This window comes from Burkholderia sp. Ac-20384 (assembly GCF_017104605.1).
GTDB classification, from domain to species: Bacteria; Pseudomonadota; Gammaproteobacteria; order Burkholderiales; family Burkholderiaceae; genus Burkholderia; species Burkholderia lata.
Map to the genome: position 1 here is coordinate 35328 of NZ_JAAGPE010000036.1, position 15774 is coordinate 51101.

At 65.7% G+C, this 15774-nt stretch carries 15 protein-coding genes, 1 tRNA gene and 1 pseudogene; 8 read left to right on the forward strand and 9 right to left on the reverse strand.

Translation table 11 applies throughout. From position 1 onward, the window contains the following. Positions 1-36: 36 nt before the first annotated feature. From G3O00_RS09915 to G3O00_RS09935, 5 genes are all read right to left on the reverse strand, one after another. Positions 37-1248: a type II secretion system F family protein gene (locus tag G3O00_RS09915; RefSeq protein ID WP_206142867.1), complete on the reverse strand. Its 1212-nt coding sequence runs from the start codon at positions 1246-1248 to the stop codon at positions 37-39. Next, on the reverse strand, positions 1245-2522 hold the full coding sequence (locus G3O00_RS09920; protein WP_206142868.1) for an ATPase, T2SS/T4P/T4SS family: 1278 nt from the start codon (positions 2520-2522) through the stop codon (positions 1245-1247). Before G3O00_RS09920 ends, G3O00_RS09915 begins: the two co-directional genes overlap by 4 nt. A gap of 83 nt (positions 2523-2605) precedes the next feature. After that, positions 2606-3898, reverse strand: a complete 1293-nt coding sequence (locus G3O00_RS09925) for an HlyC/CorC family transporter (protein ID WP_011350857.1) — start codon at positions 3896-3898, stop codon at positions 2606-2608. A 141-nt stretch (positions 3899-4039) separates the two neighbouring features. After that, a tRNA-Pro gene (locus G3O00_RS09930) sits at positions 4040-4116 on the reverse strand. Between the two features lie 177 nt (positions 4117-4293). After that, on the reverse strand, positions 4294-5289 hold the full coding sequence (locus tag G3O00_RS09935) for a polyprenyl synthetase family protein (protein WP_011350858.1): 996 nt from the start codon (positions 5287-5289) through the stop codon (positions 4294-4296). Positions 5290-5499: 210 nt separating this feature from the next. On the opposite strand from G3O00_RS09935, the gene rplU reads away from it, so the two are divergent. From rplU to proB, 4 genes are all read left to right on the forward strand, one after another. Then, a complete protein-coding gene (gene rplU / locus G3O00_RS09940) occupies positions 5500-5811 on the forward strand; it encodes a 50S ribosomal protein L21 (protein ID WP_006025184.1) in 312 nt (103 codons plus the stop codon). Between the two features lie 24 nt (positions 5812-5835). Beyond that, a complete protein-coding gene (rpmA, locus tag G3O00_RS09945) occupies positions 5836-6099 on the forward strand; it encodes a 50S ribosomal protein L27 (RefSeq protein WP_006476999.1) in 264 nt (87 codons plus the stop codon). A 187-nt stretch (positions 6100-6286) separates the two neighbouring features. Next, positions 6287-7399, forward strand: a complete 1113-nt coding sequence (gene obgE, locus G3O00_RS09950; protein ID WP_174934140.1) for a GTPase ObgE — start codon at positions 6287-6289, stop codon at positions 7397-7399. A gap of 91 nt (positions 7400-7490) precedes the next feature. Beyond that, entirely contained in the window at positions 7491-8609 is a 1119-nt protein-coding gene (gene proB, locus G3O00_RS09955; protein WP_011350860.1) for a glutamate 5-kinase, read from the forward strand. A gap of 95 nt (positions 8610-8704) precedes the next feature. Here the strand turns inward: proB and G3O00_RS09960 are convergent, their stop codons facing one another. Together G3O00_RS09960 and G3O00_RS09965 are read right to left on the reverse strand one after the other, a co-directional pair. Then, entirely contained in the window at positions 8705-9313 is a 609-nt protein-coding gene (locus G3O00_RS09960; RefSeq protein ID WP_011350861.1) for a CNP1-like family protein, read from the reverse strand. Positions 9314-9326: 13 nt separating this feature from the next. Further along, complete coding sequence (locus G3O00_RS09965) at positions 9327-9974, reverse strand: RNA pyrophosphohydrolase (protein ID WP_011350862.1); 648 nt, start codon at positions 9972-9974, stop codon at positions 9327-9329. Between the two features lie 218 nt (positions 9975-10192). Here G3O00_RS09965 and G3O00_RS09970 point away from each other — a divergent pair, with 218 nt between their 5' ends. Continuing rightward, positions 10193-11929, forward strand: a complete 1737-nt coding sequence (locus tag G3O00_RS09970; RefSeq protein WP_206142869.1) for a proline--tRNA ligase — start codon at positions 10193-10195, stop codon at positions 11927-11929. 21 nt (positions 11930-11950) lie between these two features. Beyond that, complete coding sequence (locus G3O00_RS09975) at positions 11951-12553, forward strand: MarC family protein (protein WP_011350864.1); 603 nt, start codon at positions 11951-11953, stop codon at positions 12551-12553. A gap of 99 nt (positions 12554-12652) precedes the next feature. Here G3O00_RS09975 and G3O00_RS09980 read toward each other — a convergent pair whose 3' ends face one another. After that, positions 12653-13204: a hypoxanthine-guanine phosphoribosyltransferase gene (locus G3O00_RS09980; protein WP_174934144.1), complete on the reverse strand. Its 552-nt coding sequence runs from the start codon at positions 13202-13204 to the stop codon at positions 12653-12655. A gap of 94 nt (positions 13205-13298) precedes the next feature. Continuing rightward, positions 13299-14666, reverse strand: a complete 1368-nt coding sequence (gene ffh / locus G3O00_RS09985) for a signal recognition particle protein (protein WP_089424440.1) — start codon at positions 14664-14666, stop codon at positions 13299-13301. Between the two features lie 89 nt (positions 14667-14755). On the opposite strand from ffh, the gene ccsA reads away from it, so the two are divergent. Next, positions 14756-15649: a cytochrome c biogenesis protein CcsA gene (gene ccsA, locus G3O00_RS09990; RefSeq protein WP_011350867.1), complete on the forward strand. Its 894-nt coding sequence runs from the start codon at positions 14756-14758 to the stop codon at positions 15647-15649. Between the two features lie 13 nt (positions 15650-15662). Beyond that, positions 15663-15774: pseudogene (locus G3O00_RS09995) on the forward strand (deaminase); the annotation flags it as partial.

The window sequence follows — 15774 nt, forward strand, 5'->3', positions numbered from 1 at the left end:
GGTTCGGACTAAAAGGCGACAGAATCGGTTGCGATGCTACACCACGTTGCCGAGCTGAAGGATGGGCAGGTACATCGCGATCACGAGGCCGCCGACGAGTGCGCCCAGTACGATCACGATCAACGGTTCGCCGAGCGCGGCGAGTGCGTCGAGACGCGCGTCGAGCTGGCGTTCGCACAACGCGGCGATGTCGGCGAGCATCGTGTGGAGCGCCCCCGTCTCCTCGGCGACGGCGATCGGCTGCACGACGTCGTCCGGAAAGCAACCGGCCGACTGCATCGCATCGGCGAGACGCGCGCCGCGCAGCACGCGGGCTGCGATGTGCGCGGTGGCGTGCTCGAACACCGGATGGCCGGCGGTGCGCTCGAGTGTGGCAAAGGCGTCGGCGAGCGGCACGCCGGCGCCGAGCAGCGTCGCAAGCGAGCGGCACCAGCGTGCGGCTGCGTACCGGCTGAGCGCACCACCCGCGAGCGGCGCGTGCAGCAGGTGCCGCGCGACAGCGTGGCGCAGCGGTGCCGACCGCCGCAGCGCGTGATGTGCAGCCAGCCCGGCTGCTGCCATACCGGCAGCGAGCACACCGCCCCACGCCGACAGCGCGGAGGACAGCGCGAGCAGCGCGCGAGTCGGCGCCGGCAGTGCGGCGCCAAAACCGTCGAAGATCTGGCGGAACGTCGGTACCACCCACACCATCAACGCCGCCGAGATCGTGAGCCCGAACAGGATGACGGCCGCAGGATAGGTGAGCGCGGCGCGCAGCTTGCGCCACTGCGCGTCGGTGCGCTCGCGGTGTTCCGCAAGCCGTGTCAGCACGATGCCGAGCGAGCCGGACGCTTCGCCGACCTCGATCAACTGGCGATACAGCGTGCCGAACTGGGATGGATAGCGTGCGAGTGCCTCGGCGAAGTGCCGGCCGCCGACGATCTCGCGGGCGAGACCGGCGGCGATGCGCGGCAGGCCGTCGTGAGGTCGCGTACGCGCGAGCATCTCGAGCGACGGCGCGAGCGGCAATCCGGCCTGCAGCAGGCTTGCGAGCTGGCGCGTGAAGCGCGTGACGTCCCGCGCGCTGGCCGTTGGCGCCCGGGCCGGCCCGCGGACGTCGAGCGACAGCACGGCGATGCCGTCGCGTGCGAGCGCGGCACGTGCGCTCGCGGCGTCGAATGCGATGACGGTCCCGCGGCGCGACGTGCCGTCGCGACGGCGGCCGCGCCACGCGAAGCGGGTTTCGCGCGGCGGCGTGCGCATGCTCATGCCGCAGGTGTCGCGGCGAGCGCTTCCGCGATGCTGGTCGTGCCGTCGTGGACGCGCGCGAGCGCCGCGTCGCGCAGACTGCGCACGCCTTCGGCCGCCACGCATTGCGCGAGTTCGCCGACACTCGCCCGTGCGACGATGCGTTCCGCCAGCCCCGGCGATACCGGCATGGTCTGATGCAGGCCGACACGGCCGCGATAACCGATGCCGTAGCAGGCCGGACAGCCTCGCGCGACGAACGGCCGCCATCCGGCTGCGAGGGCAGCCGGGTCGCAGCCGGTTTCGCGCAGGACGGGCACCGGTGCGTCCGAGTGCACGCGGCAGGCGGTGCACAGCCGCCGGACGAGGCGTTGCGCGGTGACGAGGTGCAGTGCGGCCGCGAGGTTGTACGGTGCGACGCCGATGTCGAGCAGCCGCGCGACGGCGGCCGGCGCGTCGTTCGTGTGTAGCGTCGACAGCACGAGATGGCCGGTCTGCGCGGCCTTGATCGCGACGTCGGCTGTCTCCGCATCGCGAATCTCGCCGACCATGATGATGTCCGGATCCTGCCGCAGCAGCGCGCGCAGTGCCGTCGCGAACGTAAGCCCCGCTTTTTCGGCGACACCGACCTGGCTGATGCCGTCGAGCTGAATCTCGGCGGGATCCTCGACCGTGCAGACGTTGTGCGCGTCGCGATCGAGCATCTGCAGCGCGCAGTAGAGCGACAGCGTCTTGCCGCTGCCGGTGGGGCCGGTGACGAGCACGAGGCCATGCGGTGCGCGTATCGCGGCCTCCATCGCGGCCGCCTGCTGCGCGTCGAAGCCGAGGCGTGCGAGCGTGAGGTCGGGTGGCATGGTTTCGAGCCGTCGCAGCACCAGCTTTTCACCGAACAACGTGGGCAGTGAGCTGACCCGGTAGTCGCCGCGCGTACCGCCGTCGATCGCGATGCGCAGCCTGCCGTCCTGCGGGAGCCGCCGCTCGGCGATGTCCATGCGCGCGAGCACCTTGATTCGTGTGACGAGCGCGTCGCGCAGATGCAGGGGCGGCCGCGCATGTTCATGCAGCACGCCGTCGATGCGCAGGCGGATGCGCCAGCCGGCTTCGAATGGTTCGACGTGGATGTCGGATGCGTCGCGCACGCGTGCCGCGTGAAGCGTGTCCGTCAGCAGCCGCACGGCTGGCGCATCGTCGAGCTGGGCCGCGTCGAGCGCGCGCGATGCGGTGGCGGGCGACACATCGGAGTGAGCGGGCGGCGGCTGCGTGCGCAGCGGCGCCCCGGGAGGAGGGAAATGCATGTGAGCCGGCACGCTGGCCGCCTGTTGACCGTGACCAGCAGATGGTCGCGCGTCGCGGGCGGCGCCGGCAGTCAGCCGTTCGGCTAGCGCGAGGTGACGCGTGCGGTGCGCGAACCGCGCGGCTTGAAGAGCTTGACGGTGCGCACGGCCTGATCGTCGCTGCGCATCACTTCAAGCATCACGTCACCGATTTTCAGGCACACGTCGTCTTCCGGAATTTCCTCGAGGATTTCGAGCACCAGGCCGTTCAGCGTCTTCGGCCCGTCGGTCGGCAGCTTCAGGTGCAGCCAGCGATTCAGTTCGCGCAGCGGCATGCTTGCCGAGACGATGCATTCGCCGTTGTCGTCCCAGCCGCCCTTGCGTTCGCTGCGCGGCATCGACGTGGTGAATTCGCCGATCAGCTCCTCGATGATGTCTTCGGGCGTGACGAGCCCTTCGAGCTCGCCGTACTCGTTGACGACGAGCGCGGTCCGCTGCCGCGTTTCCTGGAAAAACTGGAGCTGCTGAACCACCGGCGTGCCGGACGGCACGTAGTACGGTTCGGCGAGCAGCGTGCGCAGCGTCTCGCGGTCGAACTCCTGGTTGTGCAGCGCGGTCAGCGTCTTGCGGACGTGCAGCACGCCGAGCACCTTGTCGATGTCGCCTTCGTAGACGACGAGCCGGTTGTGATAGCAGGTTTCGAGCTGGTGCAGGACGTCGTCGAGCGGTGCATAGAAGTTGAGCGACTCGATCTGGCGGCGCGGCACCATCACGTCGTCGACCGTGATGTTCTCGAGGTCGAACAGGTTGAGCAGGATGCTGCGGTGCTTGGTCGGCATGAAACTGCTCGACTCGAGCACGATGGCCCGCAGCTCGTCGGCCGACATCCGCTGGTCGCGACCCTTCGCCGTATTGATGCGCAGCACGCGCAGCACGCCGTGCGCGAGTGCGTTGACGAACCAGACGACCGGCTTGAACACGCGCATCAGCGGCGCGATCACGAGGCTCGCAGGCAGCGCGATGCGTTCAGGGAACGTCGCGCCGACGATCTTCGGCGCGATTTCGGCGAACACGATGATCAGGAACGCGACGATACCGGTCGCGATCGACAGCGCGACGTTGTTGCGGCCGAACGTATGCAGCGCGAGCGATGTCGTCAGGACCGGGATGATCGTGTTGAACAGGTTGTTGCCGATCAGGATCACGCTGAGCAGCAGATCAGTGCGCGTGAGCAGGCCTTGCGTGGTTTTCGCGCCGAGTGCGCCCTGGCTGGCGAGATGCTTCAGCCGATGGCGGTTGAGCGCCATCATCGCGGTCTCGGAAATCGAAAAGAAGCTGGAACAGAGGAGAAGCAGGAAGACGGCGCCGATTTGCGCCCATAAGGGAATTTGGTCCACGCGTCGGAAGGGCAGTGAGGGACAGGGATGGAAGGAATATAGCAGAGGCCGGCGACCGCGATGTGTCGTGCGCGACACGAGGGGCCTGCGGCGACCGGGCAAAAAAAAACCGTGCACGGAGTGCACGGTTTTTTACAAATCTGGTCGGGGTGAGAGGATTCGAACCTCCGGCCTCTACGTCCCGAACGTAGCGCTCTACCAGGCTAAGCTACACCCCGATTTGGACTCTTCCGATTTCGCCGTCTTCTTCAAGACCGCTGCGTCGTCAAGCAAGAATGTAACTATAACGACGTTTCTTTAAAAAGGGAAGACCTTGGAGAGAAAATTTTTCGAGACAGGTGATTTTCCCGTGTCGAACGTACGTCGCAGCCAGGGCGGCGACGTACGACATGCACTTACGACTGCCGCGACGTCGAGTACGAGCACAACGCGAGCAGGCTTTCCTTGTATACCGAATCGGGGAACGCAGCGATCGCAGCCGCCGCAGCCTGCGCTTCCTGGCGTGCGCATTCGAGCGTGTGGTCCAGTGCGCCCGAGCGCGTGATCGCTTCGAAAATCGTGTCGAAGCGATCGGTGCCGCCCTGTTCGATCGCCTCGCGTGCCAGCGCCGACTGTTCGGGCGTGCCGCGTTCGATCAGATAGATGAGCGGCAGCGTCGGCTTGCCTTCGCGAAGGTCGTCGCCGGCGTTCTTGCCCATCGCCTCGACGGTGCCCGCGTAGTCGAGCCAGTCGTCCATGATCTGGAATGCAGTGCCGATCCGGCGGCCGTATTCGGCGGCGGCAGCCTCGGTCGGCGCATCGGCGCCTGCGAGCACCGCGCCCAGGCGTGCCGACGCCTCGAACAGCTTGGCCGTCTTGTAGCGGATCACCTGCATGTAGCGCGTTTCGTCGACGTCCGCGTCGTGCATGTTGAGGAGCTGCAGCACCTCGCCTTCGGAAATGATCGTCGTCGCTTCGGACAGGATCTCCATCACGCGCATCTTGCCGACGCCGACCATCATCTCGAACGAGCGCGAATAGAGGTAGTCGCCTACCAGCACGCTCGCCGCATTGCCGAACAGCGCATTGGCGGTCTGGCGGCCGCGGCGCAACTCGGATTCGTCGACGACGTCGTCATGCAGCAGCGTAGCCGTGTGGATGAACTCGACGACGGCGGCCAGCACGTGCCGCTGGTGCGACGTCTCGCCGAGTGCGCCGGCGACGAGCAGCAGCAATGCCGGACGCAGCCGCTTGCCGCCCGCGCCGATGATGTACTCGGCGATCTGGTTGATCAGCAGCACATCGGACGCGAGGCTTTGCCGGATAACGCGATTCACCTGCTCCATGTCACTGGTGATCGGAGCGAGCAGATGGGCGGCGCTGAGGGTGGGGGAGGCGGTGGACGACGACATGATGATGGAATTGGGTGATGCGGCGGATTATAAGTCGAATCCGAGATATCCCGGTCTGTGACACGTGCCGCAGCCTCGAATTTGGCCGTTTGGCCGAGGCCCGCTCGCGGCAATCGTCAATGGGTTTTGACTTCGGTGCTAACCCCATGTATAATCACGTGTTTTCCGCGCGTGGTGTGCGGAAAATTTGGATCCAGAGTGAGGTTCTCAATGTACGCGGTCATAAAAACCGGCGGCAAGCAATACAAAGTTGCCGTTGGCGAAAAACTCAAAGTAGAACAGATACCGGCTGACATTGACGCTGAAATCACGCTCGACCAGGTTCTCGCAGTGGGCGAAGGCGAATCGATTAAGTTCGGTACGCCGCTGGTCAGTGGGGCTTCCGTCAAGGCCACCGTTGTGTCGCACGGTCGTCATGCCAAGGTCACCATCTTCAAGATGCGTCGCCGGAAGCACTACCAAAAGCACGGCGGCCACCGCCAGAACTACACTGAGCTGCGCATCGACGCGATCAACGCGTAAGCGCCTCGGTAAAGGAGCAATCAGATGGCACACAAAAAGGCAGGCGGCTCTTCCCGGAACGGCCGCGACTCCGAGTCGAAACGTCTCGGCGTGAAAGTGTACGGCGGCCAGGCAATCAATGCCGGCGGCATCATCGTGCGTCAGCGCGGTACGCGTATGCACGCAGGCGAGAACGTCGGCATGGGCAAGGATCACACCCTGTTCGCGTTGGTCGACGGTCACGTCAAGTTCGCGACGAAGGGCGCGGACAAGAAGCATCTGGTCATCGTTGTCCCGGCGGCTGCCTAAGTTCAGGCACCCACGGGCTTCGTAGCCGAAAGGCCCCGCAGTCTTCGCGGGGCCTTTTTTTATTTGGTCGCCGGGCGCGTGTGCGTTCGGCGACCATCGCGCAACCGGCGTACGATCGGCCGAATGGCAGATTGTTCAAGCGCGCCGGCGCGCGGCACAATAGCGGAAATACTGGGCGGAGTGACGAATGAAGTTCATTGACGAAGCACGAATCGAAGTCATCGCCGGAGACGGAGGCGATGGCAGTGCGTCGATGCGCCGCGAGAAATTCGTCCCGTTCGGCGGGCCGGACGGCGGCGACGGCGGCCGGGGCGGTAGCGTATACGCGATCGCCGACCGCAACATCAACACGCTGATCGACTACCGTTACGCGAAGAAGCATCTGGCGCGCAACGGCGAAAACGGGCGCGGCTCGGATTGCTACGGCAAGGGCGGCGACGATGTCACGCTGCGCATGCCGGTCGGCACGATCATCAGCGACATGGATACCGGCGAGCTGATCGCCGACCTGACCGAGCACGACCAGCAGGTGATGCTTGCGCAGGGCGGCTCCGGCGGGCTCGGCAACCTGCATTTCAAGTCGAGCACGAACCGCGCACCGCGGCAGAAGACGGACGGCAAGCCCGGCGAGCGTCGCATGCTGAAGCTCGAACTGAAGGTGCTCGCCGATGTCGGCCTGCTCGGCATGCCGAACGCGGGCAAGTCGACGTTCATTTCGTCGGTGTCGAACGCGAGGCCGAAGATTGCCGACTACCCGTTCACGACGCTTGCGCCGAATCTCGGCGTGGTGCGTGTCGGCCCGAGCAAGAGCTTCGTGATCGCGGACATCCCGGGGCTGATCGAGGGCGCCGCCGAAGGCGCGGGCCTCGGCCACCAGTTCCTGCGCCACCTGCAGCGCACCGGCGTGCTGCTGCATCTGGTCGATCTCGCACCGTTCGACGAAAGCGTCGATCCGGTTGCGGAAGCGACGGCGATCGTCGGCGAGCTGCGCAAGTATGACGAGGCACTCTACGAGAAGCCGCGCTGGCTCGTGCTCAACAAGCTCGACATGGTGCCGGAAGACGAGCGCAAGGCGCGCGTCGCGGATTTCCTCGAGCGCTTCGAGTGGGATGGCCCCGTGTTCGAGATCTCGGCACTGACGGGCCAGGGCTGTGAAGCGCTGTGCTACGCGATCTACGACTACCTCGCTGAACATTCGGACGCGCATCGTGCGGCGGAGGCGGAAGATCTCGCGGCGGACGTGCGTTTCCGCGACGAGCCGCCTGCCAAGGGCGGTGCGGCGCCGGGCGACGACGCCTGAGCGATTCCGGAACGCGCCGGGCGTGCCGCCCGGCGTCGGCGTTCAATCGCGCCCCGGCCGGGCAGGCAGCAGATACAGGAGACAGTGCAGGATGCGTTCGATCATCGCGGATTCGAAGCGATTGGTGGTGAAGGTGGGCTCCAGCCTCGTGACCAACGACGGCAAGGGGCTCGATCATGCAGCAATCGGCCGTTGGGCGGCTCAGATCGCCGCACTGCGCGCCCAGGGCAAGGAAGTCGTGCTCGTCAGTTCGGGCGCGATTGCCGAAGGGATGCAGCGGCTCGGCTGGAGCAAGCGGCCGCGGGAAATCGACGAGTTGCAGGCTGCCGCCGCAGTCGGCCAGATGGGGCTCGCGCAGGTCTATGAGAGCCGCTTCACCGAGCACGACATCCGCACCGCGCAGATCCTGCTGACGCATGCCGACCTGGCGGACCGCGAGCGTTACCTGAATGCACGTTCGACGATGCTGACGCTGTTGCGGCTCGGCGTCGTGCCGATCATCAACGAGAACGACACGGTCGTCACCGACGAAATCAAGTTCGGCGACAACGACACGCTCGGCGCGCTCGTTGCAAACCTGATCGAAGGCGATGCACTGATCATCCTGACCGACCAGTCGGGGCTGTTCACCGCCGATCCGCGCAAGGATCCGAATGCGACGCTCGTTGCAGAAGCCAATGCAGGCGCGCCGGAACTCGAGGCGATGGCCGGCGGCGCGGGCTCGAGCCTCGGCCGCGGCGGGATGCTGACGAAAATCCTCGCGGCGAAGCGCGCGGCACACAGCGGCGCGAACACCGTGATCGCGAGCGGCCGGGAGACCGACGTGCTCGTGCGTCTGGCGGCTGGCGAAGCGATCGGCACGCAACTGATCGCACGTACCGCGCGGATGGCGGCGCGCAAGCAGTGGATGGCCGACCATCTTCAGGTGCGCGGCCATGTCGTGATCGACGCGGGCGCGGTCGAGAAGCTGACGGCCGGCGGCAAGAGCCTGCTGCCGATCGGCGTGATCGACGTGCAGGGCGCGTTTGCGCGGGGTGAAGTCATCGCGTGTGTCGGCCCCGACGGGCGCGAAGTGGCGCGTGGGCTCACGAACTACAGCAGTGCGGAGACGAAACTGATTCACCGCAAACCGAGCGGCGAGATCGAATCCGTGCTCGGCTACATGCTGGAGCCCGAGTTGATCCATCGCGACAACCTGGTGCTGGTGTGACCATACGTGCCGGTTCCGGCCGTCAAATGAAAAAGCCCGCGTGATGCGGGCTTTTTTCATGCGGCGGACCGGGGCGCGGCGGGTGCCGCGCGCGGTCAGCGCAACTGGCTCATCGCGGTGCGGTGAAACCGGATGTTTTCCAGGATCTGCTGGGTCGTGCCCTGCGGCATCTTGTTCGAGCAGAAGTAGTCCTGATAGAGCGCCGAGTGGTAGGCATTCAGCTCGCCGTTCTCGATGCGCCGCCAGTCGTTCTCGACGGTGCGATCCCAGCCGTCGTGTTCCGAATTCAGGCCGGCATACTGGCGCCATTCGTAGGTGTCGCAGCGGATACCTTCGTAGTTCACGTTGCGCGCGCCGGCCGGGCTCGTGATGACGACCGCGTAGCGCACGACGCCATCGGTGCCGACGGCGAGCGACTTCGCATCGACGAAGAACTTGAGCGGCGTGTTCTGCGATACGTTGAACGGCAGCAGGTCGCCCGTTTGCGGCAGCGGCGGCAGCGAGTCGACCGCGTTTTCCTTCCAGGTGCCCTGGCGGTCCAGCAGATACACGAACTCGCTGTCATCCTTGTTGGTGGGCGTCTTCGAATTCGCGCAGCCTGCCAGCGTGGCCACCGCGGCAATCGATGCGAGCGCGAGAGCAATCGCTTTCAATATGCATTCCTCGTAAAAAAAGGGCGCGACACCAAGGTCGCGCCCGGTCATGCAGTTCGATTCGTCATTTGCCGACGATCACGTGGGGCGGCATCTCGTCGAGCGTGCTCGCTTCCACTTCGATCTCCGAACAGACTACCGATGTGTCGACAATCGTCAGCGTCTGCTGGGCCTGTACGCCAATGACGCGCGGATAGCGCGACAGACGCGGCCCGCGCGGCTTCTCGGCTCGCTGCGCCGGGCGGCGCAGGAAGCGCGACAGTTCCGTCAGCGCCAACTGATAGACATCCCGCTTGAACTCGATCACCGCATCGAGCGGCACCCAGTACTCGTTCCAGCGCCACGCATCGAACTCCGGGTGGTCGGTCGCGCGCAAGCAAATGTCGCAATCGCGTCCAACCATCCGCAGCAGGAACCAGATCTGCTTCTGGCCGCGGTAATGACCGCGTACTTCGCGTTTAATGAACTTGTCAGGCACCTCATAACGCAACCAGTCGCGAGTGCGGCCGATTATCTTGACGTGTTCCGGATGCAGGCCCGTTTCCTCGTGCAGTTCCCGGTACATCGCCTGCATGGGGGTCTCGCCGTACTTGATCCCACCTTGAGGAAACTGCCAGGAATGCTCGCGGAGCCGCTTGCCCCAAAACACCTCGTTGCGCGCGTTCAAGAGGATGATGCCGACGTTCGGGCGAAAGCCTTCACGATCCAGCATACAACCACCTTCGAATCCTTTAAAATTGCTTTGATTATAAACAGATAACGGGCGCTGCGCACCGTGACGGAGCGAATCCGCGCGGGGTACACCGGCTGAATTGTCCCTGATTAGTCTGCTACGTCATCTGCGCCATCGTCGTTCGTCGCGCGCAGCTTTTTCACCTTGAAACTTTTTCGGGCGCCCCGCCTGGGGGCGCCGTTTTTGGAACCGTCCGCATGAAAGCTTCCCGTTTCTTTATCGGCACCCTGAAAGAAGCACCCGCCGACGCAGAGATCGTCAGCCACAAGCTGATGGTGCGCGCCGGCATGATCCGTCGCGTCGCCGGCGGCATCTATAACTACCTGCCGGTCGGCCTGCGTTCGATTCGCAAGGTCGAGGCGATCGTGCGCGAGGAAATGAACCGGGCGGGCGGCATCGAGCTGCTGATGCCGGCCGTGCAACCCGCCGAGCTGTGGCAGGAATCGGGCCGCTGGGAGCAGTACGGCCCCGAGCTGCTGCGCTTCAAGGACCGCAAGGACAACGACTTCGTGATCGGGCCGACGCACGAGGAAGTCATCACCGACATCGCGCGCAACCAGATCAAGAGCTACCGGCAGATGCCGGTGAACTTCTACCAGATCCAGACGAAGTTCCGCGACGAGATCCGTCCGCGCTTCGGCGTGATGCGCGGCCGCGAATTCATCATGAAGGACGCGTACTCGTTCGACAAGGATGCGGCCGGCCTGAACGAGTCGTATCGCAAGATGTACGACGCGTACGTGCGCATCTTCACGCGCCTCGGCCTGGAGTTCCGCGCGGTCGCGGCCGACAGCGGCTCGATCGGCGGCAACTTCTCGCACGAATTCCACGTGATCGCCGACACCGGTGAAGACGCGATCGCGTACTGCCCGACGTCCGAATTCGCGGCGAACATCGAAGCGGCTGAAGCGCTGCCGCTGATCGCCGAACGCGCAGCGCCGGCCGAAGCGATGGAGAAGGTCGCGACGCCCGGCAAGGCGAAGTGCGAAGCCGTCGCCGAACTGCTGGCCATTCCGCTCGAGCGCACGATCAAGTCGATCGTGCTCGCGACCGACAACGAAGGCGCCGAGCCGACCATCTGGCTCGTGATGCTGCGCGGTGATCACGACCTGAACGAGATCAAGGTGTCGAAGCTGCCGGGCCTGAAGGACCACCGCTTCGCGACCGAGCAGGAAATCGTCGAGTGGTTCGGCACGCCGCCGGGCTATCTCGGCCCGGTCGGCACGAAGAAGCCCGTGAAGGTGATCGCGGACCGCACGGTCGCGAACATGAGCGACTTCGTCGTCGGCGCGAACGAGGTCGATTACCACATCGCGGGCGTGAACTGGGGCCGCGACCTGCCCGAGCCGGACGTCGCCGACGTGCGCAACGTGAAGAAGGGCGACCCGTCGCCGGACGGCAAGGGCGTGATCGACATCTGCCGCGGCATCGAAGTCGGCCACGTGTTCCAGCTCGGCACCAAGTACTCGGAAGCGATGGGTGCGACGTTCCTCGACGAGTCGGGCAAGCCGCAGCCGATGCTGATGGGCTGCTACGGCGTCGGCGTCACGCGTATTCTCGGCGCGGCGATCGAGCAGAACTTCGACGACAAGGGCATCATCTGGCCCGAGTCGATCGCGCCGTTCGAAGTCGTGCTGTGCCCGATGGGCTATGACCGCAGCGAAATGGTGCGCGAGACCGCCGACAAGCTGTACGCGGAACTCGTCGCAGCCGGCATCGACGTGATCCTCGACGATCGCGGTGAGCGCCCGGGCGTGATGTTCGCCGACTGGGAGCTGATCGGCGTGCCGCATCGCCTCGTGATCGGCGAGCGCGGCCTGAAGGAAGGCAAGATCGAGTATCAGGGCCGCCGCGACGCCGAAGCGACGCTGCTGCCGGCCGACGCGGCTGCGGCGACGGTCGCGGAGAAGATCCGCGCCGCGCTCGCGCGCTAAGCGCACCGACCGGGGAACGCGGTGGAATACACCTTCCTGTCGGCCACCGTGCTCCTGGTGCTGATTACCGATCCGCTCGGCAACATCCCGCTGTTCATTTCGGCGATGCGGGATGTGCCGCGCGAGCGGCGCGTGAAGCTGATCCTGCGTGAAGTGGGGATCGCATTCGTGATCCTGCTGTTCTTCATGCTGGTCGGCGACCGCTTCCTGCGGATGATGAGCCTCACCGACCTGTCGCTGCGGCTCGGCGGCGGGATCGTGCTGTTCCTGATCGCGCTGCGGATGATCTTTCCGCATCCGGACGGCGCGCTCGGCAACGATCCGCGCGCGGGCGGCGAGCCGTTCATCGTGCCGCTCGCGATTCCGGCGCTCGCCGGGCCGTCCGCGCTCGCGACGGTGATGCTGCTGACGTCGCAGGGGCCCGGCAAGATGCTTGAGTGGGTCGGCGCGCTGACGGTCACGATGATCGTCTGCGCGGTGACGCTGGTGCTGGCCGAGCGGATCCAGCAATGGATCGGCGAGCGGACCGTCGCGGCGTTCGAGCGGTTGATGGGCCTCGTGCTCGTCGCGATTTCGGTCGAGATGATGCTGGGCGGCGTCCGCGCGTTCGTGCACCAGCTGTAGGGCGACGCGGCGCGCACTCAAGACGCCCACGAAAAAAAGCGGCGCTCCGGGAAACCGGGGCGCCGCTTTCTATTTATATAGTGCGGAGGAGCGGGGCGCTCAGACGTTCGTGGTCAGCGCGCGGATCGTCGGCAGGTTGCGCCAGTAGCCCTTCGCATCCATCCCGCAGCCGAACACGTAGCGGTCGGGCACCGGGAAGCCGCAGAAGTCGGGGTGCAGCGGCTTTGCCTTCGTGAGTGTCTTCTCGCACAGCACGGCCGACATGAAGCGCTGCGCACCCATGTCGAGGATCCGGTCGCGGATCGCCGCCATCGTCTCGCCTTCGTCGAGGATGTCGTCGAGCACGAGCACGATCCGGTCCTTCACCGATTCGCGCGGCGCGACGCGCCAGTGCATTTCCGGGCTGCCCTGCGTCGTATTGCGATAGCGGGTCAGGTGGATGTAGTCGAATTCCAGCGGGAAATCGAGATGCGGCAGCAGCATCCCGGTAAACACCGCGGCGCCGCCCATCACCGAGAGAACGAGCGGGAACGCATCGCCGATCTCGGCGCGGATCGCGTCGGCCATCCGGGAGATCGACGCATTGACGGCGTCGGCCGAGACGATCTCTTCGGAGTGGTTGAAAATGTGGAGGGCTTCTTCGCGGTTCATGTGTTCTGGCGGGCAGTCGGTATACAAATAAGAATGAAGCAGAACGGACGGCGCGCGCTACAGCAAAAACCCGCGCGCCGGCCGATGGGCGGAATCAGCGCATGCCGGGCATCATGCCCTTCAGGCCGCGCATCATCTTCTGCATGTTGCCGCCCTTCAGCTTCTTCATCATCGTACGCATCTGGTCGTACTGGTTCAGCATCCGGTTGACTTCCTGCACCGGCACGCCCGCGCCGGCTGCAATGCGGCGCTTGCGCGTCGCCTTGATGATCTCGGGTTTCGCGCGCTCGGCCGGCGTCATCGAGCTGATGATGCCCTCCATCCGGCGGATCGACTTCTCGGCCTGGCCCATGTCGGCGCCGGCCGCCGCCTGCTGGAACTGCGCAGGCAGCTTGTCCATCAGCGACGACAGGCCGCCCATGTTCTTCATCTGCGAGATTTGCGCGCGGAAATCGTTCAGGTCGAAGTCACCGCCTTTCTTGACCTTGTCGGCGAGTTTCTGCGCGGCCTGCACGTCGACGCCGCGCTGCGCCTCCTCGACGAGCGCGAGGATGTCGCCCATGCCGAGGATCCGGTTCGCCATCCGGTCGGGGTGGAACACCTCGAGGCCGTCGAGCTTCTCGGCGACACCGACGAACTTGATCGGCTTGCCCGTGACGTGACGCACCGACAGCGCGGCACCGCCGCGCGAGTCGCCGTCGAGCTTGGTCAGCACGACGCCGGTGAGCGGCAGCGTGTCGTTGAACGCCTTCGCGGTGTTGACCGCGTCCTGGCCGAGCATCGCGTCGACGACGAACAGCGTTTCGGCCGGCTTCAGCGTGCCATGCAGCGCGGCGATTTCCTGCATCATCGCTTCGTCGATGCCGAGGCGGCCGGCCGTGTCGACGATCAGCACGTCATGGTAGTGGCGCTTCGCCCAGTCGACGGCCGCGATCGCGATGTCGACGGGTTTCTGGTCCGGCGTGGACGGGAAGAAGTCGGCGCCGACCTGTTCGCTCACCGTTTTCAGCTGCATGATTGCGGCCGGGCGATACACGTCGCACGACACGGTCAGCACCTTCTTCTTGTACTTCTCGCGCAGCAGCTTCGCGAGCTTGCCGGCGGTCGTGGTCTTGCCCGCGCCCTGCAGGCCGGCCATCAGGATCACCGCGGGCGGTGTGACCGCGAGGTTCAGCTCGGCGGCCTTGCCTTCGTAGTCGCCGCCGATCACGGCGGTCAGTTCCTTCTGGACCACGCCGACCAGCGCCTGACCCGGCGACAGGCTGCTGATCACTTCTTCGCCGAGCGCCTTTTCCTTGACCTTGGCGATGAATTCGCGGACGACCGGCAGCGAAACGTCGGCCTCCAGCAGGGCGAGACGCACCTCGCGGAGCATCTCCTGCGTGTTCGCCTCGGTAAGCCGGGCCTCGCCGCGCAGCGTCTTGACGACGCGCGCCATCCGTTGAGTGAGATTGTCGAGCATGGGGAGCGATGGACAGTGGGGCCCGAAGGCGCGGCGGAACCGAACAAAGGGAGCCGTCGCGGGAAGGGGGCCTAGTGTAAACTTCGAACATGGATATTGTACTGTATGCCCTCACCGCATTCCTGTACGGCGGCCTCGCCGTCGCAGGCTGGCGCACGCACCGCCAGGGCGCGACGCCGCTCGTCGCGAGCGTGCCGGCCGTGCCGGTTCCCGCGTCCGCCGCGTCCGGGATGAGCGGGGCCGGCCGCGCGCTGCTGTTCGCCGCGCTGGTCGCGCACGGCGTGCTGCTCCACACGACGATCTTTCCGAACGACGCGATGGTGTTCGGCTTCGCGTTCGCGCTGTCCGCGATGTTCTGGCTCGGCGCCGGCATCTACTGGATCGAGAGCTTCTTCTTCCCGCTCGACAGCCTGCGCCTGCTGGTATTGCCGCTCGCGTGCGGCGCGTCGCTGCTGCCGCTCGTGTTCGGCGGCGTGCGGGTGCTTCCTTATGCCGCAGCACCGCTGTTCAAGCTGCACTTCCTGATCGCGAACATCGCATACGGCCTGTTCGCGATCGCGGCGCTGCACGCGATCCTGATGCTGATGGTCGAGCGGCGCCTGCAGTCGCTGAGGAGCGGCGGGCGCGATGGCTCGACGGGCTGGATCGCGAGCTGGCTCGAGACGCTGCCGCCGCTGCTTACGCTCGAGAAGCTGCTGTTCCGCCTGATCGGCGCCGGCTTCGTGCTGCTCACGCTGACGCTCGCGTCGGGCATCCTGTTCAGCGAGCAGGTCGACGCGCGCGCGCTGCGGCTCGACCACAAGACGGTATTCGCGATCCTGTCGTGGCTGATGTTCGGCGGCCTGCTGGTCGCCCGCAAGACGTCGGGCTGGCGCGGCCGTGGTGCCGCGCGCTGGGTGCTCGTGTCGTTCGCCGCGCTGCTGCTCGCGTATGTCGGCAGCCGGTTCGTTTTCGAGGTGCTGCTGCACCGTTCCGTGGTTTGAACGCAGGTTTCCGATGCGACAGATTCTTCTCCTGATTCTTCTCTTCTTCGCGGGTTCGTGGATCGCGCGCAAGCTGCGCCAGGCCCAGGAGCAAGCGCAGGCGCGCACCGGCCGCGGCGCCGGTT

Coding starts and splice junctions, on each gene's coding strand:
- G3O00_RS09980 (WP_174934144.1), bottom strand. CDS start 13,204: ATGAACCGCGAAGAAGCCCTCCACATTTTCAACCACTCCGAAGAGATC.
- ffh (WP_089424440.1), bottom strand. CDS start 14,666: ATGCTCGACAATCTCACTCAACGGATGGCGCGCGTCGTCAAGACGCTG.
- proB (WP_011350860.1), top strand. CDS start 7,491: ATGCGTTCGATCATCGCGGATTCGAAGCGATTGGTGGTGAAGGTGGGC.
- rpmA (WP_006476999.1), top strand. CDS start 5,836: ATGGCACACAAAAAGGCAGGCGGCTCTTCCCGGAACGGCCGCGACTCC.
- obgE (WP_174934140.1), top strand. CDS start 6,287: ATGAAGTTCATTGACGAAGCACGAATCGAAGTCATCGCCGGAGACGGA.
- G3O00_RS09970 (WP_206142869.1), top strand. CDS start 10,193: ATGAAAGCTTCCCGTTTCTTTATCGGCACCCTGAAAGAAGCACCCGCC.
- G3O00_RS09935 (WP_011350858.1), bottom strand. CDS start 5,289: ATGTCGTCGTCCACCGCCTCCCCCACCCTCAGCGCCGCCCATCTGCTC.
- G3O00_RS09960 (WP_011350861.1), bottom strand. CDS start 9,313: ATGACCGGGCGCGACCTTGGTGTCGCGCCCTTTTTTTACGAGGAATGC.
- ccsA (WP_011350867.1), top strand. CDS start 14,756: ATGGATATTGTACTGTATGCCCTCACCGCATTCCTGTACGGCGGCCTC.
- G3O00_RS09920 (WP_206142868.1), bottom strand. CDS start 2,522: ATGCATTTCCCTCCTCCCGGGGCGCCGCTGCGCACGCAGCCGCCGCCC.
- rplU (WP_006025184.1), top strand. CDS start 5,500: ATGTACGCGGTCATAAAAACCGGCGGCAAGCAATACAAAGTTGCCGTT.
- G3O00_RS09915 (WP_206142867.1), bottom strand. CDS start 1,248: ATGAGCATGCGCACGCCGCCGCGCGAAACCCGCTTCGCGTGGCGCGGC.
- G3O00_RS09965 (WP_011350862.1), bottom strand. CDS start 9,974: ATGCTGGATCGTGAAGGCTTTCGCCCGAACGTCGGCATCATCCTCTTG.